The following is a 22,727-nucleotide window of genomic DNA, read 5'->3' on the forward strand; positions in this document are numbered from 1 at the left end:
GCCAAAAAGCGGCCCTGCCGTGGGAGTGCCCAGGCGCCGCTTCACGCGCTGCGGCAGCGGTGCGTCAATACCACGCAGTCAGCGAAGGACGCGAGCGGTGCGAGTCGTTTTCGCCTGTCCGGGCATGGGTTTATCGCCCGCAAGACCGCGCCGCGGGGCTCGTTCGCCCGGTCCTTTCCAGGCGGCGCGCGCGACGCGCAATTTAAATTGGGATGGGGTTTTTTGCGACGCGACGATAATCGGCGCTTTGATTTTTCCAGGCCGGCGTATGCCGGCTATGTCAGCCGAAGATGTCCGCATTAGCTCCGCCACTTCGCTTCCGGAGCGCGCCTATGCAGCGCGTGCGCGCCCCAGGAGGCTGCTCATGAAATTCCCCTGGTCCAGTGCCGCCGACGATCTGACGAAGCGCGATGTCCGCTTTGTCACGCACCACGCGGCTCGGCGCGCCGCGATCGCGTCGGCGTGCGCTTCCGCCGTGCTGGCGCTCGCCGGCGGCGTCGCGATCGGCCATTTCACGCGGCCGCCAGTCATGTCGGGCGTCGCCGGGGCGAGCCTGCCCGGGGCAAGCCAGCCCGGGGCAAGCCAGCCCGGGGCAAGCCAGCACCACTACGTCGTCGGCGAAATCGGACGGATGGACGCGTCAATTGCCTTGCTCGATCCGCGCATCGGCCGCCTGTCAGCGGAGCTTGCGCAATTGCGGCAGTTCGATCAGCGACTGCGCGCGCGGCCCGCGCGAGGCGCCACGCCTTCTGCCGTGCCAGGCCGCTCGGGCGATCAGGGTGACGCAGGCGAGACGGGCAACGACGCGGACGGCGAGGGCGGCCCCGCGCTCGCGCCGCGCCGCTGCGCGGAAGGCTCGGCTGCGCGGGCGAATGCGAAGCGCGTCAACGGTGAACTGGACTGCATGGCCGCGACGCTTTCCGCTCTCGAGCAGGCCACGGCCGCGCACACGGCCGCGTGGGCCGCATTTCCTGGCCGCCGCCCAGTGGACGGTGGTCGCGACGGCTCACCGTTCGGCAATCGCATCGACCCGTTCACGCACCGGCTGAGCTTTCATCCGGGCATGGATCTGGTCGCGCCGACCGGCACACCCATTCTTGCCGCCGCGGGCGGCCGCGTGATTTTCGCGGGCCCGAACGCGGGCTACGGCAACGCAGTGGAGATCGACCACGGCAACGGCTTCGTCACGCGTTATGGCCACGCGTCGAAGATCGACGTGCGGGTGGGCCAGATCGTGCTGCCGCAGGCGCACATCGCGGACGTGGGCTCGACCGGCCGCTCGACCGGCCCGCACCTGCATTTCGAAGTGCTCGTGAACGGACAGCCCGTCGATCCGGCCGACTACCTCGCGCTCTTCGCGGCGCCGCTCAATGGCTGACGCGCGACGCACCGCACGCGTGCACACGCACGCGGATCGCGCTTACGAATTGCAACCGGTCCGCTCGCGCGCGTGGCGCCTGGGCGGCGCGCTGCTGTGGGCCGCGCTCGCGGCGGCGGCCGGCGCGGGCGTCGCGGCGTGGCTGCTCAGACCGCAAGGCGAGGTGCGCTGCCCCGTGGTCGCCCCCGATGCGTTGAGCCGCGAACTGAGCGAAACGCAATTGCGGCTCGAGCAGGAGCGCGCCGCGCGCGCCGTGCTCCAGTCCACGGCGGATGGCGCGCAGGCCACGATCGCGAAGCTGCAGGCCGAGCTGCTGTTCCTGCGCAGCCACGGCGCCGGGTCGCGCTGACACTCCGCACGCGCCATCTCTCTTCGTCATCCACCCCTCACGGGAGCTTTTCATGTTCCGCAGCAAGAAGAAGCCGCAGCCCGGCATCGAACAAACCAAGCTGGCGACGCTGATCGCCCAGGACATCACGATCACGGGCGACCTCGAATATGCCGACGGGCTGCGTCTCGACGGCCGGGTGCGCGGCAAGGTCGCGAGCAAGGCCGGCGCGAAGACGCTGCTCGTGTTGAGCGAGCGCGGCGCGATCGAGGGCAACGTGCACGGTTACGACATCGTGGTGAACGGGCGCATCCAGGGCGACGTGATCGCCGATCACTTCGTCGAACTGCAGTCCAACGCGCATGTGGTCGGCAGCATCTACTACCAGCAACTGCAGATGGACTGCGGGGCTTCGGTTGACGGCAAGCTCACGAAGCGAGATCCCGGCGCCCTGGGCGAAGCGCCGGGTCTGCTCCTCGACGCGCCGGAATTCGAGGTGCTGCCGCGCGAATAAGCGCGCGCTTGCGCACGCCGATGCCCAAAGCCGGTTACACTGCGCGACATGCCACATCACCCGCTCCCTCACGATCTGCCGAATGTCACCGCCGCGTTGCGCGCGGTGTCGCCGCTCGCGCAGGCTTCGTCGGTGTGGGTGAAAGCCAAAGCCAAAAAACAGCCGCTCATCTGACCGGAGTCTGCTGTTCCGTCAGATGTTGCGATGGAACAGCCAGTCGAAGGCGCCTTGCCTCCCGCGTAACCCCGGCTTGCTTCCCTCCCGCGCACCGCTGATGGACCTTCCATACGGTCGAGTTCAAGGGAAAGTCATGACTGAGTTTTCGGGTATCTGGATTCCGCTCATCACGCCGTTCAACGCGGGCGCCGTCGATCACGCCGCGCTCGACGCGCTCGTGCGCCATTACGTGGAGGCCGGCGTGTCCGGCTTCGTCGCGCTCGGCACGACCGGCGAGCCCGCCGCGCTGAGCGAAGAAGAGGCGGACGACGTTCTCGCCACCGTGCTCGCCGCGGCCGGCGGCCTGCCGGTCGTGGCGGGCGTGAGCGGCAATCACACGGCGGCCGTCTGCGAGCGCATCGCGGCGCTCAACGAGTTGCCTATCGCGGGCGTGCTGGCGTCGGCGCCTTATTACGTTCGCCCTTCGCAGGCCGGGGTGATCGGCCATTTTTCAGCACTCGCGGACGCGAGCCGCAAGCCGCTGATCGTCTATGACATTCCCGCGCGCACGGGCGTGGGCATCGAGCTGACTAGCCTGCTCGAACTCGCCGCGCACGAACGCATCGTCGCGGTGAAGGACTGCGGCGGTTCGCTCGACAAGACGCTCGCCCTGATCCTCGACGGCCGCTTGCAGGTGCTATGCGGCGAGGACATCGAGATGTTCGGCGCGATGTGCGCGGGCGCGAGCGGCGCGATTGCAGCGTCGGCGCATTGGCGTGCCGAGCGTTTCGTGGAGATGGCGCGCGCGTTGCAGGAAGGGCGTCTCGCCGAGGCGCGCGCGATCTGGCACACGCTGGTGCCGCTCGTGCGCGCGGCATTCGCGGAGCCGAATCCGGGTCCGGTGAAGGCGGGGCTTGCGGCGCGCGGGCTGATCCGCAATGAACTGCGCGCACCGATGACGTGCGCGAGCCGTGAATTTGAGGAGTCGCTGGCGCGGCTCGCGGTCTGACGCCGCGACGGCGCCCGAAAGCGGCGCTTCTAGCGCGCCGCGCGGGCATTCGCCGCGCTGGACGCGCGACGGCGGCGCGTGCGCGGGGCTTCTTCGGCGACGGGTTCGCCGTTGAGCAGGATGCGGCGCCCGGGCACGTGCTGCGCGACGAGGCGCGCGATTTCGAGCGCCGTGCTCTCGGCGGGCACGACCTGGCGGCGGGCGCCGTCGTCGAGCGGCGTCGTCCATTCGACGAGCCGGTAGGCGCGGCCCCACGGATGCTGGAGCGGCGTGGAGACACGGCATGACGCGACCGTCGAAGCGGCGCCCTCGCGCAGCAGGGACTGCAGGTGCACCAGCACGTCGTCTTCAACCATGACTTCCTCCTCCTAGATTTGCCGCGCAAAAAAACGCCGCCGATGATCCGGCGGCTCAACAGGGGTTGAACCTATGGTTGCAGCAAAGAATTAAACCAACCTTAAGAGATGACGATGCGCGCGCCGCTGCGTGCGAAAAGGACGCCGCGGGGACGCCGCGCGAACCCGATCGAGGTGCGCAGCGGGAGGGAGCGTGGCAGGAGACAGCCGGCCGGACGCGGCAGGCGAAAAAGCAGGCGCGACAGTGTGTGCGGCTAGTGCTTCGTGCTGTTTTGCCGCAGCGTCGCGCGCACTTTGCGCTCGGCGAAGAGCGTGAGGTAGTCGTGGATGCGCGCTTCGGCGCGATATTCATCGAGGGTGTCGGCGTAAATGCGCGCCACGGTTTCCTCGGGTGTATTCGTTTCTTCGGCGATGGTATGCACGATTTTGGCGATGTCGGCTTTCGGCATGACTTGGCTCCGGTCAGCGAAAAAGGGGTGGGAGGCCGGGTATTGAATTCAAGGATATGCGCGCACGGGATGCCAATTGAATCCGGCTATCGAACGGCTCCCAAGGGAGGGAGCGGGCACGCGATCTGTCTGAGGTTAATCGTCCATACCCGTGCAACCCCCGGGCCTTCAGGCCTTTCCAGCGCAGAACGGCCACGGTACAGGCATTCTGCCTCGCCGTGGCCGCCGGTGACGTGCGTCTACAGGCCGCAGTCTTTCTACGATTGCCTGGCCTGTATGCGGGGTGTTATGCCGCGGTTTCGAGCGACGGATAGTCCGTATAGCCTGTTTCGCCGCGCGCGTAATACGTCGACGGATTCGGCGCATTGAGCGGCGCGTTCAGTTCGAAGCGGCGCGGCAGATCGGGGTTCGCGATGAACAACTGGCCCCATGCGACGGCGTCGGCTTCGCCGTCCGCGAGCACGGCCTGCGCCGATTCGAGCGAGAACTTCTCGTTCGCAATGAACGGACCGCCGAATTGCGCCTTCAACTGCGGCCCGAGGCGGTTATCGCCCAGCGCTTCGCGCGCGAAGAGAAACGCGATCTTGCGCTTGCCCAGTTCGCGCGCGACGTAGCCGAACGTCGCTGCCGGGTCCGAGTCGCCCATCGTGTGAGCGTCGCCGCGCGGCGCGATATGCACGCCCACGCGGTCCGCGCCCCACACATCGATGCACGCGTCGGTGATTTCGAGCAGCAGGCGCGCGCGGTTCTCGATCGAGCCGCCATAGGCGTCGGTGCGCTGGTTGGTGCTGTCTTGCAGGAACTGGTCGATCAGGTAGCCGTTCGCGCCGTGGATTTCCACGCCGTCGAAGCCTGCTGCCTTCGCGTTGACGGCGCCCTGGCGGAATGCGGCGATCACGCCAGCGATTTCATCCGTTTCGAGCGCGCGCGGCGTGACGTAGGCGCGCTGCGGGCGCACGAGGCTCACATGGCCTTGCGGCGCGATCGCGCTGGGCGCGACGGGCAGTTCGCCGTTCAGGAACACCGGGTCGGACACCCGGCCCACATGCCACAGTTGCAGAAAGATGCGGCCGCCCGCGGCGTGCACGGCATCCGTCACGATCTTCCAGCCTTCCACCTGCTCCTGCGACCAGATGCCCGGCGTTTCGGCATAGCCGACGCCTTGCGGCGTCACCGAAGTCGCCTCGCTGATGATGAGGCCCGCTGTCGCGCGTTCTGCGTAGTACTTCGCCATGAGCGCGTTGGGCACGCGCACTTCGCCGGCGCGCTGACGCGTGAGCGGAGCCATGATGATGCGGTTCGGCAGGGTGAGGGCGCCGATCTGGATGGGGTCGAAAAGCGTTGCCATAGTTTTACCTTGTCGGCGGGCACGGCCCGCGGGCTGAAACGGTTAGGGGAACGAAACAGCCGAAATGGGCTCACAACTGCGCGTTCATGTGGGCGATGAACGCCTCGATGACCGGCTCGTTGCGCTTGAAGAACACCCACTGCCCCACACGCCTGGACGTGATGAGCCCGGCCTTCTGCAGAACGGCCAGATGCGCGGAAACCGTGGATTGTGAAAGCTCGCAATGCGCGTCGATCTTTCCGGCGCACACGCCATGCTCGTACGAAATCTCCTGGTCGCCGAAGTGCGCTTGTGGCTCTCGCAGGCGGGCGAGGATCTCCCGGCGCACGGGGTTGGCGAGCGCCTTGCAGATCGCATCGACGTCCAGGGGCGGGGTGGTTGAGGGCTTCTTCATTTTCAGCTGAATCGCAACTGTCCGAAGTATATATCGGAATTATACGATATGGGCGATGGCACTCATTTCAAGAGGGTTGTTCCTCTTTTGAAAGGCAAGGCAACGTCGAAGGCTTAAAGGCCCGGCGAAAGGCATCCCGCACAGCCTTGCGGCGGCCCCGGATCGCACCGGGAAAGGGGGATTGCGCCATTAGCGACGACGCGGCGCATCCACGACTCGATAATATGGTTGATAAGTCAAGTAGAAAGTAGAGATGGATTTCCCTTATTAAGACGAATGAATGTGCGTCGATAACTGAGAAGGTTCGCAACAGCCCAAGTTCTGCCTCGGCGTTATAAGTTGCATTGTCAATCAGGAGATGGAATTTTCATGACAAGCAGTCTCGCACAAGCCCCGTTTGGCGGGGCGAACGCCTCAGCCAGTGCCGCGCGCCGCGGAGCCGTCATTGACAGCCCGCTGACGAACGCACGCAAACGAGCCGATCGGGCTTGCGCGCTGGTCAACTGGATCCTTCTGGCGGCTTCGTTCGGCATTGGCTGGCACGTCGATGCGCTCATGCCAGTGTTCGTGGTCGGGCTGCCGCTCGCACTCGTCTCCACGACGCTCGCGCTCGCCGTGCCGGGCCTCGCGCTCACCAGGATGGCGTCCGCGCTGACCTTCATGGGCGGCGCGGCGCTTTTGATCGACATCGGAGGCGGCCAGGACGAGTTTCACTTCGTGGTGTTCATCCTGCTCTCATTGCTGCTGGCCTATCGCGACGTACGGGTCGTGCTGGTGGCCAGCGGCTTCATCTCCGTTCAACAATTCGCGTTCAACTATTTCCAGGCGTGGGGCTGGCCGGTCAGGGTCTTTTCGCAGACCGGCTTCGACATCGTGGTCCAGCACTGGGCGTTTCTCTGGCTCCAGACTTTTTTTATTGCGGCAATTTCCGCTCGTCAGGAGCGCGACGCCAACATCGCGGGCGAACTCGCCGCCATGTCGGAGGGAATCGGGCAGGAGTCCGGCTACATCACGCTCGGCGAACAATCGAGCCGGCCCGTCAGTGACGTCGCCGGCGCGTTCCATGCCACGCTGGCGGCCGTGCGCAAGACGCTGCTGCAGGTGCGTGACAGCGTAGTCGAAGTTTCGGAGTCCGTAGCAGGAACCAGCGCGCGCAACGTGGTTCTCTCGGATCGCACCGAGCAGCAGCGCCGCTCGCTCGAAGGCATGGTCGCGGCGATGGAGCAGCTCAAGCAGAGCGTGCACGAAAACGCCGATCACGCCTCGGCCGCCAGCGCGCTGGCCGGCTCGGCGAGCGAGGTCGCCACGCAGGGGCGCAGCGCGATCAAGGCCGTGATCGACACGATGGGTGACATCTACCGCTCCTGCGAGCGCATCACCGACATCATCGGCGTGATCGACGGCATCGCTTTCCAGACCAACATTCTCGCGCTCAACGCTTCGGTCGAGGCCGCGCGCGCGGGCGATCAGGGGCGGGGATTTGCGGTGGTGGCTTCGGAAGTGCGCACGCTGGCCCAGCGCAGCGCCGCCGCGGCGAAGGAAATCCGGGTGCTGATCGGCGAATCGGTCGAGCGCGCGCGCTCGGGCAATGGTCTCGTAGAAAGCGCCGGCAACACGGTGGGCGAGGTGCTGGAGAGCGTCACGCGCTTGTCATCCATCGTGCACGAGATGGCGACGGCCACGAGCGCGCAGCGCGCTGGCATCGACCAGATGGGCGACAACATAGCCGGCATCGACGCGGCAATACGCGAAAACGCCGCTCATGTCGCCGATACCGTCGAGCAGGTCGCGCAGCAGCATCGCCAAACGGAACTGCTCGCCAGTGCGGTGAAGGTGTTCAGGCTCGATTGAGCGGCTTGGCGTCGCGACCCTGTAAATCGTGCGATTGCCTCGTCCGCATCTTCGCTGGGCTCGCTGAGCGATTTGTTACACCTCTTACGGCGTTCGGCCTATGGCGTTACAAAGCGCTTTCGCTGGGCCGCTATACTCAGGTCCGTCTCAAAAACGTAAGAGAACAACTATGTCGAAGAAAATCATCCAGATGGTTGCCGTTGCTGCGTTGACCGCTGCGGCCTCGCTGCCGGCGCTGGCCGGCGATATGAACAACGCACTGGGTGGCGCGCTCGGCGGCGTCGCGGGCGCGGCCGTGGGTGGCGCCGTGGGCGGCAGCACCGGCGCGGTGATCGGCGGCGCAGTGGGCGGCGGCGCGGGTGGCGCGGTCACGTCGAATCGCCGCGAGCGCACGGGCGCCATCATCGGCGGCGCGCTCGGCGGCGGCGCGGGCACGGCGGCGGGCAACGCCATGGGCGGCCGCACCGGCGGCCTGATCGGCGCGGCCGTGGGCGGCGGCGCAGGCTCGGCGCTCGGCGGCAACATCTCGCGCTCGAACTCGTACGCCGACGACTATTCGCACGACTATTCGCACGGCTATCACGGCAAGCGTCACCACAAGCACCACGACTACGACTAAAGACGCCTGCCAGGACGGATCGGCCATAGGCCGCTCCGCCTTGCCCGGCATCGTCTTCGCGCCGCCGTGTCCGGCGGCGCTCGCCGTTGCGCTTCGTTCGCCTTCTAAACGCGATGGGTTCCGGTTAGGCGCCGGATCATGGCGAATTTGTTTCGTTATGCCAGGCGATTTTCCAGGTTCCCGCGAGTGACAACGACCTGCACGCGGCTCACACCTCGCGCGCCGTGGTGCTCCCGCTGCGTCAATCCGGCCGCGGCTTGCGGCGCCACGACCCATGTGGCAATTCCTTGTCGCGTTCGGCGGCGGCGAGTGCCGCGCCCAGTTGTGTGTGACTCAACGGAATGCAATAGGCCGGTTTCGCGCGCTCGAAACGCCAGCTCTCGGCGAGCGAGCCTGCGTCGAGCACGTCGAAATCGAGCTGCGCATGCAGCGCGGCCACGAGCGCCTTCGCTACGTCATCATCTCCTGCGACCGGTAGCGCGCGGCGGCCGGCCTCGATCGGCGGCCGCTCCTCGCGCGGCAGGTCGTACGCCAGGATCGCGTTGAATGCCTTCACCACGCGCGCGCCCTTCAGGTGCTGCGCGACGTATTCGCTCGTGGTCATGCGGTGGTCATCGAAGGCTGCAATCGCGCCATCACGCGGCGGATAGTAGTTCATGGTATCGATGACGACTTTGCCCGCGAGCGGGCGTGCCGGTATCTCGCCGAGCGCGAGCAGCGGCAGCGCGGCGATCACGACCTCGCCGAACGCAGCGGCTTCTTCCAGCGTGCCGATCCGGCAGCCCAGCGCCGCTGCCTCTTGCGCGCGCGCTTCTGGGTGACGCGACGAGAGCATGACGTCATGGCCCGCCTGCGCGAGCAACCTGCCCAAGGCGGAGCCGATCTCGCCCGCGCCAAGCATGCCGACACGAAAATGGAGTTCGCGATGTTCGTTCATGGGAATTCCCGTTTTTCACAATGGAAACCCGAGCTTAGCGACGAAACTCCCATGCGATAATCGGTCGGTCGGGTGCAACACTTGAAACGGCGGGTTTGGAATCGTGGACAAATTGACCAGCATGGCCGTGTTCGTCAAGACGGCGGAATCCGGTTCGTTCAGCGCGGCGGCACGCATGCTCGCCATGACGCCGCAGATGGCGGGCAAGCACGTCGATGCGCTGGAAAAGGCGCTTGGCGTGCGTCTGCTCCAGCGCTCCACGCGCAGGCATGCGCTGACGGAAGCGGGCCGCGCCTATTTCGAAGCCTGCCGGCGCGTGCTCGAAGAAGCGGCCGCCGCCGAAGCCGTCGCGCTCGCGCAGACCGCCCACCCGCAAGGCACCTTGCGCGTGACAGCGCCGGTCGCGTTCGGCACCTATCGGCTCGCGCATGAAATCAAGACCTTTCTCGCCGATTGCCCGGACGTGAACGTCGATCTCGTGCTCAGTGACCGGCAGGCCGATCTCCTGCAGGACGGCTTCGATGTCGCCTTTCGCATCGGTACGCTGCCCGACTCGCAACTGGTCGCGCGGCCGCTCGCGCCATACCGGCTCGTGCTGTGCGCGGCGCCTGGGTACCTCGCGACGTTCGGCACACCGGCGCATCCGCGCGAACTGGAAAAGCACGTGTGCCTCGCCTATGCGTTCGACAGCTTCCCGGCGCCGCAAACATGGATTTTCAAGGACGGCGACACGTCGATCGAAGTCGAGCCGCGCAGCCAGCTCCGTGCCAATGACAGCCGCGCGCTGATTGCGGCGGCGGAGGCGGGGGCGGGAATCGTGCTGGCGGGCGAGCCGAACCTTGCGCAGTCGGTCGCGGCGGGGCGGCTGGTGCCGCTGCTCGGGGCCTATGCCGCGCCGGTGCGGCCCATGCATCTTCTCTACGCCGATCGCCGCTCGCAGGCGCCCAAACAGCGGGCCTTCGTGGCGTGGGCGCTGGCGCGCTTTGGCGTGGCTGGCCCGGGTGTCCCGGCGCCGGCGTCGACTCCCGTTCGTCGTTCCGCGCGCAAGCGGCAGGCAGCGCGCTAGCGTCGAGGCGACCTCACATTTGGCTGCGGAAAAAGGCGTTGAGTGTCGCGCCGGATGCGGCACCCTCGAAGCCGTCGAAATGCCCTTCGGCCAGCCGTTGCGCGGCATGCATGAAGCCGCCCCACGCGGTGCGCGCGAGCGCGCCGCCTACGCTGACACGGCGCACGCCCAGCGCGGCCAGATCGTCCAGCGTGAAAGCCGAGTTCGCGCCGATCAGCACATTCACCGGCTTCGGCGCGACTGCCGCGACCACGGCCGCGATCTGCTCGCGGGTCTGGATGCCGGGCGCGTAGAGGCAATCCGCGCCCGCCTGGGCGTAGGCCTGCAAACGCGCGATGGCGTCGTCGAGGTCGGGCACGCCCGCCACGAAGTTTTCCGCGCGGCCGACGAGCAAGGTGTCGCCGCCGCGCTCGTCGATTGCGCGCCGCGCCGCGCGCATGCGCTCGACGGCCACTTCGACGGGCAATAGCGGCGCGGCGTCGTCGCCGGTCGAGTCTTCGACGGAAAGGCCGGCCACGCCGGTGTCGACGGCGAGGCCTACGCTCTCGCCAACGGCGGCCGGATCGGCGCCGAAGCCGCTTTCGAAATCGGCGTTCACGGGCAGGTCGGTGGCCTCGACGATCACGCGCAGGTGCGCGAGGATCGCCTCGCGCGGCAAGCCGTTGTCGGCATGGCCGCGCGACCATGCGAATCCCGAACTGGTGGTCGCGAGCGCCTTGAAGCCGAGGCCCTGGAGATAGCGCGCGCTGCCCACGTCCCACGGGTTTGGCAGCACGAAGCAACCGGCGGCATGCAACGCGCGGAAGTCGGCGCGTTTCTCGGCAATGGTGCGGGCGGGTCCTGACATGGAGCGTCTCCTCGTTGCTGATTGGGGGCGGCGGAGTGTCTCCGCCGGAATGCGAGCGGCGTCGTGCGGGCTTTGGCTGGTGCCTGATGTCCGCTTGCGCCAGATTGTGACTGAAATCGTGGAATCCCGGATCGAACGGTTTCCGTTCTCACGGCGGCTTTGCGGAAAATAAGGATCGCGAATTAAATGAGCGCCTACGACGACGGGAAATGTGGCGCTGTGGAAACGGAGAAAGAAGGGCGCAGCCGTTATCATATGCGTTCTTTTTATTTTGCCGTTCAGCCGCGATGTCCAAAACCAGCGCCCCGAAAGCCACGCCGCCCCGTATGTCCGATGTCGCTCGTCTCGCGGGCGTTTCGAAGATGACGGTGTCCCGGGTCATGGCGGGGCGCAGCGCCTCCGAGGCCACGCGCGAGCGCGTGCAGCGCGCCATCGACGAACTGGGCTACGTGGCCGACGCCGCGGCCGGGGCGCTTTCCTCGGGGCGCTCGTCATTCGTGGCGGTCCTCGTGCCCTCGCTCTCCAGCTCGAACTTCTCGGACACCGTGAGCGGGCTCACTGCCGTGCTCGAACCGCAAGGGCTCGAACTGCTGATCGGCGACACGGACTATTTTCTCGATCGCGAAGAGCGTCTCGTGCGCCAGATGCTGCGCCACCAGCCGCGTTGCATCGCCCTGACCGGTGCACAGCACACGGAGGCCACGCGCACGTTGTTGCAGCGCTCGGGCGTGCCCGTCGTCGAGATGTGGGATATGCCCGCGGAGCCGATCGACATGGCCGTGGGCTTTTCCAACGTGAGCGCCGCGCGCGAGATCGTGCGCTATCTCGCGGACAAGGGCCATCGGCGCATCGGCTTTCTTGGCGGCGCGGGCGAGTTGGACCGGCGCGGCCTGGATCGCCTCAAGGGCTACCAGATGGAAATGAAGGCGCTGGGACTCGAAAGGCACCGCGTGGTGCAACTCGGCGATTCGCCGGTCACGATGAGCCACGGCGGTCCGGCCATGGCCGCGCTGCTCGAGCGCTGGCCCGACACCCAGGCCGTCATGTGCGTGAGCGACATGTCGGCGTTCGGCGCGATCATGGAGTGCCAGCGGCGCGGACTGAGCGTGCCGCGCGATATCGCGGTTGCGGGTTTCGGCAACTTCGAGATCGCGGCGTGCTGCTATCCGGCGATCACCACGGTCTCCGTCGATGCCTATGGCATCGGCCAGCGCACGGGCGAGGCCATCCTCGCCGCACTCGCGGCCGCGGACGGCGCGAGCCCTCAGCATCCCGCGAAAACGCGCATTCACTACACCGTCGTGCCGCGCGAAAGCGCTTGAGCACGTGGGCGAAGCGCGCCGCCGCGTTCGGGGAGCCTCGTTAGAACGCCTTGCCGATGGGTTGCGCCATCTCGACCACCGCGATCGCGAGCCGGTTTTCCCGGCGCGCGTCGGCAGACTCACGCGTACGGCCACGCGCATGCCGAGCGCGGTCACGCCGACGAACGCCGCGAAGCATGCGATTGCCGCCGTTGCTTCTTCGGGCTGGACACGCTGCGCATCGACATTCCTCTGCGGCATCGTTCCTTGGTATCGTTGCGCACACGGAGCAGCAGGTACGGTTTGAATGCCGTGGTGCAGAGACGCGCCGCGTGTTCGGGAGAGTCGCGAGAGATGAAGTATTCGAATCTGGTCGAGCGTTTGCAGGGCCGCCGCACGACGGCGTGGGAGATTCATCACGCAGCGGTGCAGGCCGCGGCGCGCGGCGAAGACGTGATCGTGCTGAGCGTTGGGGATCCCGACTTCGGCACGCCAGCGCCCATCGTCGAGCGCGCCGTGGCCGCGCTGCGCGAAGGCGATACGCATTACACGGCCATCATGGGCCGCGAGCCGCTGCGCGAGGCGATTGCACGCGAGCATGCGCTCTCGAGCGGCCGCGCGGTCGGCGCGCAGCACGTGATTCTTTGCGCGGGGGCGCAGAACGGCCTGTTCGCGTCGGCGCTATGCTTGCTGGAAGCTGGCGATGAAGTGCTCGTGCCCGAGCCGATGTACCTGACCTACGAGGCCGCGATCCGGGCGTCCGGCGCCACGCTCGTGCCGGTGCCCGTCGATCCCGAGAGCGGTTTTCATCTCGATTGCGATGCGCTCGACGCGGCCGTCACGCCGCGCACGCGAGCAATTTTCTTCGCGACGCCGTGCAATCCGACCGGCGCCGTGATGTCGCGCGCGCACCTGGAACGCGTCGCGCAACTGGCAAAGCGGCATGACCTGTGGGTGCTCTCCGACGAGGTCTACGCCGATCTCACGTTCGAGTGCGACCATGTGAGCATCGCCGCGCTCGACGGCATGGCGGAGCGCACGGTCACGCTCGGCAGCCTCTCGAAGTCGCATGCCATGCCGGGCTGGCGGCTCGGCTGGGTGATCGCGCCGGAAACGATGATCGCGCATCTGGCGCGGCTCGCGCTCTGCATGCTCTACGGCTTGCCGGGCTTCATTCAGGAGGCGGCGCTCGCGGCGCTCGAAGAGCGCGCGCAGATCGTGGCGCGGATGCGCGATATTTACCGGCGCAGGCGCGACATCGTCTATGAGCGGCTGGCTGCCGTGCCGGGGCTGAAGTGTCTGCTGCCGGAGGCCGGGATGTTCATGATGATCGACATTCGCGGCACGGGGCTCGACACCCATGCGTTCACCTGGCAGCTTTTCGAGGCGCAAAAGGTTTCCGTGCTCGATGCGAGCGCGTTCGGCGAAACCGCCAACGGTTACGTGCGGCTTGGATTCGTCGTGGAGGAACCGCGGCTGGTCGAAGCGTGCGAGCGGATCGCGGCGTTCGTCAAAGAGCGCTAGTCGTTCTCGAAGTAGAGGCGCGTGGGCTCGAACAAGTCGGCGGGCAACGCGCCACGCGTGAACCACGCCCAGCGCTCGCACTTGTCGGGCTCGGCGACAACCGGCGTGCCCGATGCGGTGGCCTCGACGAACAGCGTCACATGGCGCACGCGGCCGCTTTCGAGCCAGCCGCTGATCCAGCCGGCCGGTTGCGCATCGATCAGTTCGAGGCCGGTTTCCTCGCGCAGTTCGCGCGCGGCAGCGGCGAGCGGATCTTCGCCGGGTTCTACCTTGCCCCCCGGGAAGGCCCACGTGCCGCGTCCCCACGCGCTCTTGCGCAGCCCGAGCAGCCACGCATCGCCATGACGCACGACGATGCCCACGCCGAGCACGGTGAGCGCAGCGCTTTGCTTGTCTGCCATATCTCGTCGATATTGATCTGGAATCCGAATCGTGTCTGCCGGCGAGGCGGCCAAAATCGGAATCAGCGCTCGCCGTCGAGCAGATCGTTGAGCATTTCATCGAAGGCGGCCTGGGCGTCTTCGAGTTCCTGGAGCGCGGCGTCGAAGGTCTGCAGCGCGAACTGCGACGGACGGCCGTCGCCTTCCGGAGGAAACTGCGACTGCAGGGAGGTGAACGCCGATTTGACGCGTTGGGTCGCGCTCAGCACGCGCTCCATTGCGGCGGCCTCTTCGGCTCGTGCCTGTTCTGGGGTCATCGAAAGCTCCATTGGTACGTGTGTGTGGTGACTGCGCTCAAGGCAAGGGCAGTCCGCGCTCGGCCTTCACTTCACGCAGGGAAAGCGCCGATTCGACCGACGTGACGCCGGGCAAACTGCGTAACTGGTCGCGCATGAAGGTGCCGTAGTCGTCGAGATCGCGGGCCACCACCTGCAAAATATAGTCCGCCGTGCCGGACACGTTGTGGCAGGAAAGGATGCGCTCGATAGCGAGAACCTCGCGCTCGAAGCGGTCGGCGAGCGCGCGGTCATGCACGGCGAAGCGCACCGAGACGAAACCCACCACGCCATAGCCGAGCGCGCGGCGCGAGAGCACGGCGCGGTAGCGCTCGATATAGCCCTCCTGTTCGAGACGCTTGAGACGCCGCGCGCAGGGGGTTTCGGTCAGGCCCACCGTTTCGGCGAGCCTTGCGTTCGGCATGCGCCCGTCGGTTTGCAGCGCGCCGAGAATCGCCCGGTCGAGTTTATCGAGGTCGGTCATGGCGGTGAGAGGAGTTCCTTCATGAATTCCAGAATCCTAGCGCATTCCGCCAATCCCGGGCGAAAAGATCGATAAAAACGCCACCAATCGCTCCGCGCGGAGCGGCAAGATAGAGCCTCTTTCACACGAGGCCAACATGATTTCCGCCCACTTGCTGTTGATGTTCATCATCGCCCTGATCATTGTGTGCGCGCTGCCCGGCGCCGACATGGCGCTCGTGATGCAGACCAGCATGAGCCGCGGAACGCGCAGCGGCTTCGCGGCGGCCTGCGGGCTCGGCCTTGCCCGCGCGACCCACGTGACGCTTTCCGCCTGCGGGCTTGCCGCTTTGCTGCGCAATGCCCCCTGGCTGTACGAAGCCGTGCGCTATGTGGGCGCGGCGTATCTCACGTGGATCGCCGTGCAAATCTTCCGCGCACCCGCGTTCGCGATGCCCGAGCAGGCGGGCGTGGCCGTGGCGCGGCCGCGCCGGGCCGATTTCGCCAAGGGGCTGCTCACGAACCTGCTGAACCCGAAGGCGCTGCTGTTCTGCTCGGTGCTGCTGCCGCAGTTCATCCGGCCCGAAGCGGGCTCGGTCTGGCTGCAAGTTTCCGTGCTGGGCGTGATGCTGGTTGCCGTTTGTGCGATCTTCGACGTGATTTACGTTCTGGGCGCCGCGCGCATTGCGGTGTGGCTGCGCCGTCATCCGCTCGCGCAGACGCTGCAGAAGTGGGCGTTCTCGTCGGCGTTGATCGGCTTCGCGCTGAGGCTGTCGCTCGATTGACGCCGGTGTGAGGGAGGTCCCCAGGAAAGTGGCGGCGCGCAAGGCGCCGCGACTTGTTTGATGCTCGCGCGGCGAGCGCAGGCCGCACGCCTTAGCGGACGGAAAGCACAGGCTCAGCGAGGGGCGCCCAGATAGTCGAGCTTGCCCAGCTCCACGCCGTTGTGGCGCAGGATGTCGTAAGCCGTCGTGACGTGGAAAAAGAAGTTGGGCAGCACGAAGCCCAGTAGATAGCTTTGACCCGTGAACTCGATGGGGCCGCTGCGCATCTTGAGCGTGATGCTGCGCGCTTCCGAGCCATCGATCTGCTCGGGCTTGAACGCGTTCAGATAGTCGATGGTCTTCTGGATGCGGGCGTGCAGCTCGTCGAACGTGACTTCGACATCGTCGAACTTCGGGGCCTCGACGCCGGCGAGCCGTGCGGCGCAGCCCTTTGCGGTGTCCGTTGCGATGTGGATCTGGCGCATGAGCGGCAGCATGTCGGGGAAGAGCCGGGCGGTCGTCAGCACGGACGGGTCGATCTGCTTTTCGGCCGCGTGCGCCTGAGCCTTGCCAATGATGTTTTGCAGGTTGGTGAGGCCGCGCACCAGCACGGGCACCGATGCTTGATACATGGAAATGGACATGGGGTTTCCTCGTTTCTTCGAATGCGCGCGATGCGCTCCGCGTCGGAGCTGATCGGGCGGCTCATTATGCGCCATCGCGTGGTGCGCTGCCATCGGCCGAATCGCACGTCGCGCGCGCGACGGTCGCCCGTTTTGCCGCACGGGTAAATTGCCTGGGAATGCAGATCAAAATTTCCTCGTGAAACCGTGCGGTTACAAGCGGAGCGGAGAGGCTCCGGCTGAGATGTGCGTGCTCGTTCGGGCGGGCGCAAGATGGCGCTGGCAAGCCCATGTGCGCAATCGCCACGACACAATTTGATTGTGGTCTAATAACCCGGCATCAACCCTCCATTTCGCATCGTGCCGCACGATGCGCTCAACCATGAACGCAGAAATGGCAGCAAGACGCCCCATCGCGCGACGCATGGCAGAAGGTATTGCTGGTCGCGCCAGCGCGCCGGGTTGGCGCATGCGAGTGCTGCGCCTTGCGCTGGTGGCGCTCGCAACAGGTGGCGCGGCGCAGATCGTATTCGCGCAAGATCCGGGGCTTCTCGACGCGCGTGTCACGCAGGAGTCGGTGGCGGAAACCATTTGCCGCCAGGGCTACGCCGATACCGTCGCGCCGCCGTTCGACCAGACGATGGCTCAGAAGGCGCGCATGCTCGCGGCGCGCGGCATCGACGCCGACGATGGCGTGGGCTACGCACTCGACCGCCGCGTGCCGATCGTCCTCGGCGGCTCGCCGGACGCCACGGCCAACTTCGACCTCCTGCCGTGGGGCGGCCACGCCGGCGCGCGCCGCAGGTCGCTGCTTACGGTGCGTCTGAAGCGCTGCGTGTGCGCGGGGCGAATGACACTGGCGCAGGCGCAGGCCGCGATCACCGGCAACTGGGTCCGCGAGTACGACCGCCTCACTCGCATGGACTGCGGCGGAGCAGCCGATGAGACGACCTCGGCGAGCCGCGACGAGGGGCCATGACGCGCCGTTTGGCTGGCACCTTTCGTCTTCGGGCACGCTGGTTGCAGTTCGCGTTGGCGTGCCCAGCTCGCAGACAATATGCCGCAGCGCACCGGTTAGCAAATGCGACTATGCTGACATTCATCAACAAGAGGGAGCCACAACAATGCTTATGTCCAGCCTTTTGATGCTTGGCGTCGCCGCCCTGCTCGGTCAGGCCGCATTGGCCCGTTCTCGCGCTCGCACGAGCCTGCGGCCCATTCGCGTGCGAGCGTCGCAACCCCGCCGCTTCCGCTGAACGTCGCACGTCGAATCCGAATATCTCGCGAGATGGGCCGTGATGCATGTGACTGTCTGGAACGTTCCCGAAACCTGCAGCGAGCAGGACGTGCGCAGCTTTTTCGAGCGCGAGCTTGGCCATTACGCGAAGGGCGTCACCGTCTATGACGTCGGCACGCCGAACGCCCACGCGGACCTCGAACTCGATTCCGAAGTGCCCTACGTGGCCGACGCCGTGGCGCGCGAGCTTCAGACCCGCCGCCTGGCCGGCGTCGCGCTGAGGGTGAGCGCAACGCCGTTCGAAGGCGAGGCACAGCCGCCCCGGCGCACCTGAGCCGTTCGCGTTCCGGTTCAACGCACCCATCGTCGAAGGTGTCGTGCGGTGCTTATCGCAGCACCCGCTTGCGGCGCGTCGCGTCGTAGACCTCAAAATCGTCTTCCATGCCAGTCGCTCACTGGCTTGCCTTCCCGACATTCGTCCGACTCAGGTCATTGCCGATTCCATTGGCGTCTTCTTCCCGTGGGCTGGCACGCCGCGATCTTCCAATCGGCGCCCGGCGCTTTTTGAGCAGCGCCGCGCTTGCATACCGGTGCTTAGCCGGAGTTGTCTGGTCTAATGGCGGGTAGTCGTCGCGCCGCAGGCGACGCCGCACATGACGGCGCCCGACCTATCCGACTCTAGACAAGACACAAAATCAGCCGGACTTACGATGAACGACATTTTTTCGCGGCGCGTGGGCGTTCGCGTCCACGGCGGCGTGCGGGGCGACGCCCCGAAGCGCGCCCCTCATGAAACGCCGCGCGGGGGCGCTACGGTGCGCGGCGCAGCGGTGGCCGTGCTCTGCGCCTGGTCTTGCGTCTCGTGGGGCGCGAGTGCCGCTCCTGCGGCCGCAGGCGCTTCGGCAGCGCATGCCACCTCGGGTGCGGTGCGTGGCGCGCCGGCGCATGCGGCGTCGGTAGCTTCGGGCATCTCCACAACGTCTGCTGCGTCAGGTGCATCGGCGGCCGGGCCGGCTTCCGCGCCGGTGTCCGCTTCCGTTGGGGCAGGGGCTTGGGGAGCCGCGGCGGCTTCGTCCGCGTCCGCTGCGCTGGCCGCTTCTGAGCCGCCTGCGCTCACGCTCCCTGTCCACCCCGTGCTTACGCCCGAGCAGGCCGCCGAGCAAACGCGCGAAGCGCTCGACATGCGCAAGCGCTTCGCGCGCGTCGTCGACAGGCGCCTGCGCGTGCCGCTAGCCGTCCAGCGGGCATACGGCGCGCGATTGCAGGACGCGCTCGACGAGAAGGGCCTTGGGGCGCTGGCGGGTGAGTTCGTCATCCTCGTCGATCGCAGCGCGAACGTGCAGGCGCTCTTCATCTACTTCCGCGCGTTGCCGGACGATCCGTGGCTGATGATCGGCGCGTCGCCGGTCGCGACGGGGCGCCCCGGCGAGTTCGACCATTTCCTCACGCCCTTGGGCGTGTTCGAGCACTCCCCGCAGAACATGGACTTCCGCGCGGAAGGGACCATGAACCAGAACAACATACGCGGCTACGGCCGGCGCGACATGCGCATCTACGACCTCGGCTGGGTGGACGGCGAGCGCGGCTGGGGCAAAGGCGGCTATTCGCAGATGCGCTTCCAGATGCACGCCACCGACCCCGACCGCCTCGAGCCGCTGCTCGGCATCCGCCATTCGAAGGGGTGCGTGCGGATTCCGGCGACGCTCAATGCGTTCATCGACCACTACGGCATCATCGACGCCGAATATCAGGCGCTGGTCGACGAGGGCAAGTCGCTGTGGGTGCTCCACTCCGATCGCGAAATCACGCCGTGGGCGGGGCGCTTCATCGTCGTGATCGATTCGGAGCGCAAGACGCGCCCCGCGTGGTCGCCCGTGCCTGGGGGCAAGGCGCGCGCGAAGGTGCCGGCCGGCGCCGACACCGCGGATTGAGTCGATGTGCGCCGCCGGGCGCGGCCGCCTGGAGCCGCGCCTGAGCAGCGCAGCGATGGATGCGCTGCGGCTACGCGCGCCGCGCGATCAGCACGCCCGCGAGCGCGACGCCGAAGCCCGCCATCTGCGTGGGCGTGAGCGTTTCGCCGAACAGCAGCCAGCTCTCGAGCGCCGCGAGCGGCGGCGCGAGAAAGAAGAGCGCCGTGGCGCGCGCGGCGTCGCCGTGGCGCACCATCCACACTAGCAGGGTCACGCCCGCGCCCGAAAGCATGACGATTCCCCACGCCAGCGAGAACCACAAGGTCGGCGACGCGACCCAGCGCGTCTCGCCGAGCCCGAGCGCAAGTGCAGCGGCGACGATCGCCGCGCCGGCGTTCTGCACGGCGCTCGCGCTGCGGATATCCGCCTGGGCGAGCGAGGTCTTCTGATAGAGCGTGCCTGCTGTGATCGAGCCGACCGCCGCCACCGCGACGATCACCACCAGCAGCGGGTGCGCGTGACCTTGCCCGGCTGCGGTGTCCGCGAGCGCGCCGCTCGCGGCGTGTATGGCGGCGTACAGTTTCGGGCTCAGCACCAGCACGACGCCGGCGAGTCCGAGCGCCATGCCCGTCCAGCGCCGCGGCGCCAGGCGGTCGCCGAACAAGCGTGCCGCGATCGCGGCCGTCAGCAAAGGCTGGAGCGCGCCGAGCAGCGCCATGACGCCCGCGCTCAGTCCTTGCGCGACTGCCCAGTAGCCCGCGCCCAGGTACACGCCCTGAAGCAGCGCCCCGGCGAAGAGGTGCTTGCCGATGTCGCGGCCGCGCGGCCACGGTGCGCGCATGCCCACGGCGACGACCGCGAAAAGCGCGGCCGTGCCGCCGAAACGGGCGAGCAGGAACAGGTTGGGGGCGGCGTACGGCGCTATCGCGCGCGCGACGACGAAACCGGTTGACCAAAGGGCGACGAACAGGGATGGGGCGAACGTGGCGAGCATCGGAGTCGAAGAGGGCGCGCGTTGACGCTGCGCGCGCGATACGCGAAAGGCTCGGAGTATCGCGTGCCGCATGCCATGCGGTCTTGTTCGGGACTGCACTTGCGGACTCGCGTGGCGCGGCTGCAAAGGTCGTTGCGCGAACAGTGGTCAAGATGCAACTAACAGCCAAATCCGCGCCGCATCCGCGAATGCAAGCAGAGTATTTGGCCGAGCTCGCACGCAGCGGCTTAGCCGCCAAATAGCACCACTGTTACGCCGATTAGTCCGCCGCATACCGCACAAGCGAGCAGCAGCGCGCGCGTGCGCCGATGCTCGCGTCGCCAGGCATCGAGCACGGCGCCCTGCGAGGCGTGCCCTGCCGCAGGAGCCTGCCCGAGCTTCGCGTGATGCTCGAAGTAGCGAAACAGCATCTGCGGCACGCGTGGCGCGATTTGCGCGAGGTGCGGCAGCTCCTGCGAAAGCCGCCGGATCCATCCGTGGTGGCCAAGGTCTCGCCGCGCGATATCGGCGAGCGTGTGCCGCGCAATGCCCCACGCATCGACGCCCGGATGAATCGAGCGCGCCAGCGCTTCCGCCTCGCTGAACGTCCGCTGCGCTGCCACGAGGCGCGGCGAGACTTCGCCCCCGAAAGGCTGCACCGAATGCAGCAGATGATGGAACAGCGCCCCGGCGCTGCGCTCGTCGTTGTGAGCCGAAAAATGCGCCTCGCTGCGCGTGCGCAACTCGGCCTCGACTTGTTCGGTGCGCGTGTGCGTGGGCACGTGGCCCGCCATGTGATGCAGTGTCGCGAGCCGCCCATAGTCCTGCTCGAACAACGCTGTCGCGCCGTGCACGAAGAATTCGCGCTCGGGCGAGGAAAGGCTCGTCATCAGCGCTGCGCTCGCAAGGACGAGGCGCCCCTGCGTTTCAGGCTCGACGCTCACGGCTACGCGCCGGGCATCGAGCGCGCTATGAAAGAAGCCATGCTCGAATGCCTGGCGCGTGATCACTTCGATCAGATGCGCCGCCACTCGCGTGGGGTTGATGCGGTGCTCGACGAGCCCGGCGATATCGGTTGCGCGCACGGTGTCGATATGTTGCACGGCGATCATCTGCGCGGTGCAGAGGTCCCAGATTACGTCGGGGACGACGATGCGCGGGTCGTCGCCGAGCTGATGGCCGCTCTGGCTGAGGTTCGCGGCCTGGGCGCGCAGATCGAAGCGGCGTTGCAAGTCTTCGCGCAGCGCCTGCGCGAGCGCGTGCAGCTGGAGCTTGCGCGCGGCGCGCGAAAAACGCTCCACCCAGCGGGCCACGGCGCACAGAAGCACTGCGTCGTCGTCGACTTCCTGGACTTGCTTCGGGCGCAGCACGCGCAGCGTGATCGTCTGGTGGCCGTTCAGCGGCAGCGCGAGCCGCGCGATGTGTGTCTGCTCGCACCAGCCGTTGCTGGCCGGCGTGGGCGCGATCCACATGAACACCGATTCGGGCGGCTTTCCGAGCGCCGCCCGCAAGATGGCGTCGAGTGCTTCTCCGGCGAGAGGTTCTTCGTATTGCTCGATTGCGTCGATGGCGTCATGCAACGTCGCGCCTGCGAGCTCGGGGCGCGTGGCGAGCGTTTGTGCGAACGCCGCGGCCAGCGGCGCGAGGCGCGGCAGAGCACCGTGAAGGCGCGAGGCGAGGCGCGGGTCGCCGTGCACGCGCGAGGCGAGCGTGACGAACCAGTGCAGCTTGTGATGCTCGGGCGCGGCGAGCCAGATCAACCGGAAGCCATAACGCAGTGCACAAAACAGCAGACGCAGTTGACGAAGTCGTGAACGCATGAGTTTCGAGTGTCGGCGAAGCGAGCGCCGCGTGAGCGCCCGATCCGCACGAGATTAGCAGGGATGAGCGCACGATGGCAGGACAGGCTCGTGCTGCGACTGCGTAATACAATACGGCGGCTTTTCCGGATTCATGTCATTGCCCG

General features: G+C 67.0%; 24 protein-coding genes and 1 pseudogene. 13 read left to right on the forward strand and 12 right to left on the reverse strand.

Annotated features, from left to right (window positions below):
- Positions 1-364: 364 nt before the first annotated feature.
- The 4 genes from VSR34_RS23375 to dapA all read left to right on the forward strand — a co-directional run bounded on the left by VSR34_RS23375 (position 365) and on the right by dapA (position 3,385).
- Positions 365-1,378 (forward strand): M23 family metallopeptidase, encoded by a 1,014-nt coding sequence (locus VSR34_RS23375; RefSeq protein ID WP_342963678.1) that lies wholly within the window; start codon positions 365-367, stop codon positions 1,376-1,378.
- The gene (locus tag VSR34_RS23380) at positions 1,371-1,727 is read left to right on the forward strand and encodes a hypothetical protein (RefSeq protein WP_051390712.1); all 357 of its coding nucleotides are present in this window, start codon (positions 1,371-1,373) and stop codon (positions 1,725-1,727) included. Before VSR34_RS23375 ends, VSR34_RS23380 begins: the two co-directional genes overlap by 8 nt.
- A gap of 52 nt (positions 1,728-1,779) precedes the next feature.
- The gene (locus tag VSR34_RS23385) at positions 1,780-2,220 is read left to right on the forward strand and encodes a polymer-forming cytoskeletal protein (protein WP_342963679.1); all 441 of its coding nucleotides are present in this window, start codon (positions 1,780-1,782) and stop codon (positions 2,218-2,220) included.
- Positions 2,221-2,530: 310 nt separating this feature from the next.
- Positions 2,531-3,385: a 4-hydroxy-tetrahydrodipicolinate synthase gene (dapA, locus tag VSR34_RS23390; protein ID WP_028209606.1), complete on the forward strand. Its 855-nt coding sequence runs from the start codon at positions 2,531-2,533 to the stop codon at positions 3,383-3,385.
- Between the two features lie 125 nt (positions 3,386-3,510).
- Here dapA and VSR34_RS23395 read toward each other — a convergent pair.
- The 4 genes and pseudogenes from VSR34_RS23395 to VSR34_RS23410 all read right to left on the reverse strand — a co-directional run.
- A pseudogene (locus tag VSR34_RS23395) lies at positions 3,511-3,741 on the reverse strand (DUF2866 domain-containing protein); the annotation flags it as partial.
- 254 nt (positions 3,742-3,995) lie between these two features.
- Positions 3,996-4,190 (reverse strand): DUF3562 domain-containing protein, encoded by a 195-nt coding sequence (locus tag VSR34_RS23400; protein WP_028209605.1) that lies wholly within the window; start codon positions 4,188-4,190, stop codon positions 3,996-3,998.
- A gap of 286 nt (positions 4,191-4,476) precedes the next feature.
- Positions 4,477-5,538, reverse strand: coding sequence for an alkene reductase (locus VSR34_RS23405; protein WP_028209604.1), 1,062 nt, complete (start codon positions 5,536-5,538; stop codon positions 4,477-4,479).
- Positions 5,539-5,608: 70 nt separating this feature from the next.
- Positions 5,609-5,932 carry a metalloregulator ArsR/SmtB family transcription factor gene (locus VSR34_RS23410; protein ID WP_028209603.1) on the reverse strand — a complete coding sequence of 108 codons (324 nt, stop codon included), beginning with the start codon at positions 5,930-5,932 and terminating at the stop codon, positions 5,609-5,611.
- Positions 5,933-6,301: 369 nt separating this feature from the next.
- Here VSR34_RS23410 and VSR34_RS23415 point away from each other — a divergent pair, with 369 nt between their 5' ends.
- Together VSR34_RS23415 and VSR34_RS23420 are read left to right on the forward strand one after the other, a co-directional pair.
- Positions 6,302-7,783 (forward strand): methyl-accepting chemotaxis protein, encoded by a 1,482-nt coding sequence (locus VSR34_RS23415; protein ID WP_342963680.1) that lies wholly within the window; start codon positions 6,302-6,304, stop codon positions 7,781-7,783.
- Between the two features lie 169 nt (positions 7,784-7,952).
- Entirely contained in the window at positions 7,953-8,402 is a 450-nt protein-coding gene (locus VSR34_RS23420; RefSeq protein ID WP_028209602.1) for a hypothetical protein, read from the forward strand.
- Between the two features lie 241 nt (positions 8,403-8,643).
- Here the strand turns inward: VSR34_RS23420 and VSR34_RS23425 are convergent, their stop codons facing one another.
- Positions 8,644-9,339 carry an NAD(P)-binding domain-containing protein gene (locus VSR34_RS23425; RefSeq protein ID WP_028209601.1) on the reverse strand — a complete coding sequence of 232 codons (696 nt, stop codon included), beginning with the start codon at positions 9,337-9,339 and terminating at the stop codon, positions 8,644-8,646.
- Between the two features lie 103 nt (positions 9,340-9,442).
- On the opposite strand from VSR34_RS23425, the gene VSR34_RS23430 reads away from it, so the two are divergent.
- Positions 9,443-10,405 carry a LysR family transcriptional regulator gene (locus VSR34_RS23430; RefSeq protein WP_081715794.1) on the forward strand — a complete coding sequence of 321 codons (963 nt, stop codon included), beginning with the start codon at positions 9,443-9,445 and terminating at the stop codon, positions 10,403-10,405.
- Positions 10,406-10,418: 13 nt separating this feature from the next.
- Here VSR34_RS23430 and VSR34_RS23435 read toward each other — a convergent pair whose 3' ends face one another.
- Positions 10,419-11,252 (reverse strand): isocitrate lyase/phosphoenolpyruvate mutase family protein, encoded by an 834-nt coding sequence (locus VSR34_RS23435; RefSeq protein ID WP_028209600.1) that lies wholly within the window; start codon positions 11,250-11,252, stop codon positions 10,419-10,421.
- A gap of 326 nt (positions 11,253-11,578) precedes the next feature.
- Here VSR34_RS23435 and VSR34_RS23440 point away from each other — a divergent pair, with 326 nt between their 5' ends.
- Positions 11,579-12,574 (forward strand): LacI family DNA-binding transcriptional regulator, encoded by a 996-nt coding sequence (locus VSR34_RS23440; RefSeq protein ID WP_028209599.1) that lies wholly within the window; start codon positions 11,579-11,581, stop codon positions 12,572-12,574.
- 333 nt (positions 12,575-12,907) lie between these two features.
- Complete coding sequence (locus tag VSR34_RS23445) at positions 12,908-14,077, forward strand: pyridoxal phosphate-dependent aminotransferase (protein WP_342963681.1); 1,170 nt, start codon at positions 12,908-12,910, stop codon at positions 14,075-14,077.
- Here VSR34_RS23445 and VSR34_RS23450 read toward each other — a convergent pair.
- From VSR34_RS23450 to VSR34_RS23460, 3 genes are all read right to left on the reverse strand, one after another.
- On the reverse strand, positions 14,074-14,478 hold the full coding sequence (locus VSR34_RS23450) for an NUDIX domain-containing protein (RefSeq protein ID WP_028209597.1): 405 nt from the start codon (positions 14,476-14,478) through the stop codon (positions 14,074-14,076). The two genes, VSR34_RS23445 and VSR34_RS23450, sit on opposite strands and share 4 nt — an antisense overlap.
- 62 nt (positions 14,479-14,540) lie before the next feature.
- On the reverse strand, positions 14,541-14,774 hold the full coding sequence (locus tag VSR34_RS23455) for a hypothetical protein (protein ID WP_028209596.1): 234 nt from the start codon (positions 14,772-14,774) through the stop codon (positions 14,541-14,543).
- Between the two features lie 37 nt (positions 14,775-14,811).
- Positions 14,812-15,276 carry an Lrp/AsnC family transcriptional regulator gene (locus VSR34_RS23460; protein ID WP_028209595.1) on the reverse strand — a complete coding sequence of 155 codons (465 nt, stop codon included), beginning with the start codon at positions 15,274-15,276 and terminating at the stop codon, positions 14,812-14,814.
- 136 nt (positions 15,277-15,412) lie between these two features.
- Here VSR34_RS23460 and VSR34_RS23465 point away from each other — a divergent pair, with 136 nt between their 5' ends.
- On the forward strand, positions 15,413-16,039 hold the full coding sequence (locus tag VSR34_RS23465) for a LysE family translocator (protein ID WP_028209594.1): 627 nt from the start codon (positions 15,413-15,415) through the stop codon (positions 16,037-16,039).
- Between the two features lie 113 nt (positions 16,040-16,152).
- Here the strand turns inward: VSR34_RS23465 and VSR34_RS23470 are convergent, their stop codons facing one another.
- On the reverse strand, positions 16,153-16,662 hold the full coding sequence (locus VSR34_RS23470; RefSeq protein ID WP_028209593.1) for a DUF1993 domain-containing protein: 510 nt from the start codon (positions 16,660-16,662) through the stop codon (positions 16,153-16,155).
- Positions 16,663-17,110: 448 nt separating this feature from the next.
- Between VSR34_RS23470 and VSR34_RS23475 the strand changes: the two genes are divergently transcribed.
- The 3 genes from VSR34_RS23475 to VSR34_RS23485 all read left to right on the forward strand — a co-directional run bounded on the left by VSR34_RS23475 (position 17,111) and on the right by VSR34_RS23485 (position 19,809).
- Positions 17,111-17,620 (forward strand): hypothetical protein, encoded by a 510-nt coding sequence (locus tag VSR34_RS23475; protein WP_051381389.1) that lies wholly within the window; start codon positions 17,111-17,113, stop codon positions 17,618-17,620.
- Positions 17,621-17,939: 319 nt separating this feature from the next.
- Positions 17,940-18,212 carry an RNA-binding protein gene (locus VSR34_RS23480; RefSeq protein ID WP_028209592.1) on the forward strand — a complete coding sequence of 91 codons (273 nt, stop codon included), beginning with the start codon at positions 17,940-17,942 and terminating at the stop codon, positions 18,210-18,212.
- Between the two features lie 376 nt (positions 18,213-18,588).
- Positions 18,589-19,809: a L,D-transpeptidase gene (locus VSR34_RS23485; protein WP_155836755.1), complete on the forward strand. Its 1,221-nt coding sequence runs from the start codon at positions 18,589-18,591 to the stop codon at positions 19,807-19,809.
- A gap of 70 nt (positions 19,810-19,879) precedes the next feature.
- Here VSR34_RS23485 and VSR34_RS23490 read toward each other — a convergent pair whose 3' ends face one another.
- Both VSR34_RS23490 and VSR34_RS23495 read right to left on the reverse strand, forming a co-directional pair.
- Entirely contained in the window at positions 19,880-20,782 is a 903-nt protein-coding gene (locus VSR34_RS23490; protein ID WP_028230632.1) for a DMT family transporter, read from the reverse strand.
- A gap of 227 nt (positions 20,783-21,009) precedes the next feature.
- Entirely contained in the window at positions 21,010-22,581 is a 1,572-nt protein-coding gene (locus VSR34_RS23495; RefSeq protein WP_342963682.1) for an AarF/UbiB family protein, read from the reverse strand.
- Between the last annotated feature and the right edge of the window lie 146 nt (positions 22,582-22,727).

The sequence above is a fragment of the Paraburkholderia sp. JHI2823 genome (genome assembly GCF_038900695.1).
Classification (GTDB): Bacteria; Pseudomonadota; Gammaproteobacteria; order Burkholderiales; family Burkholderiaceae; genus Paraburkholderia; species Paraburkholderia mimosarum.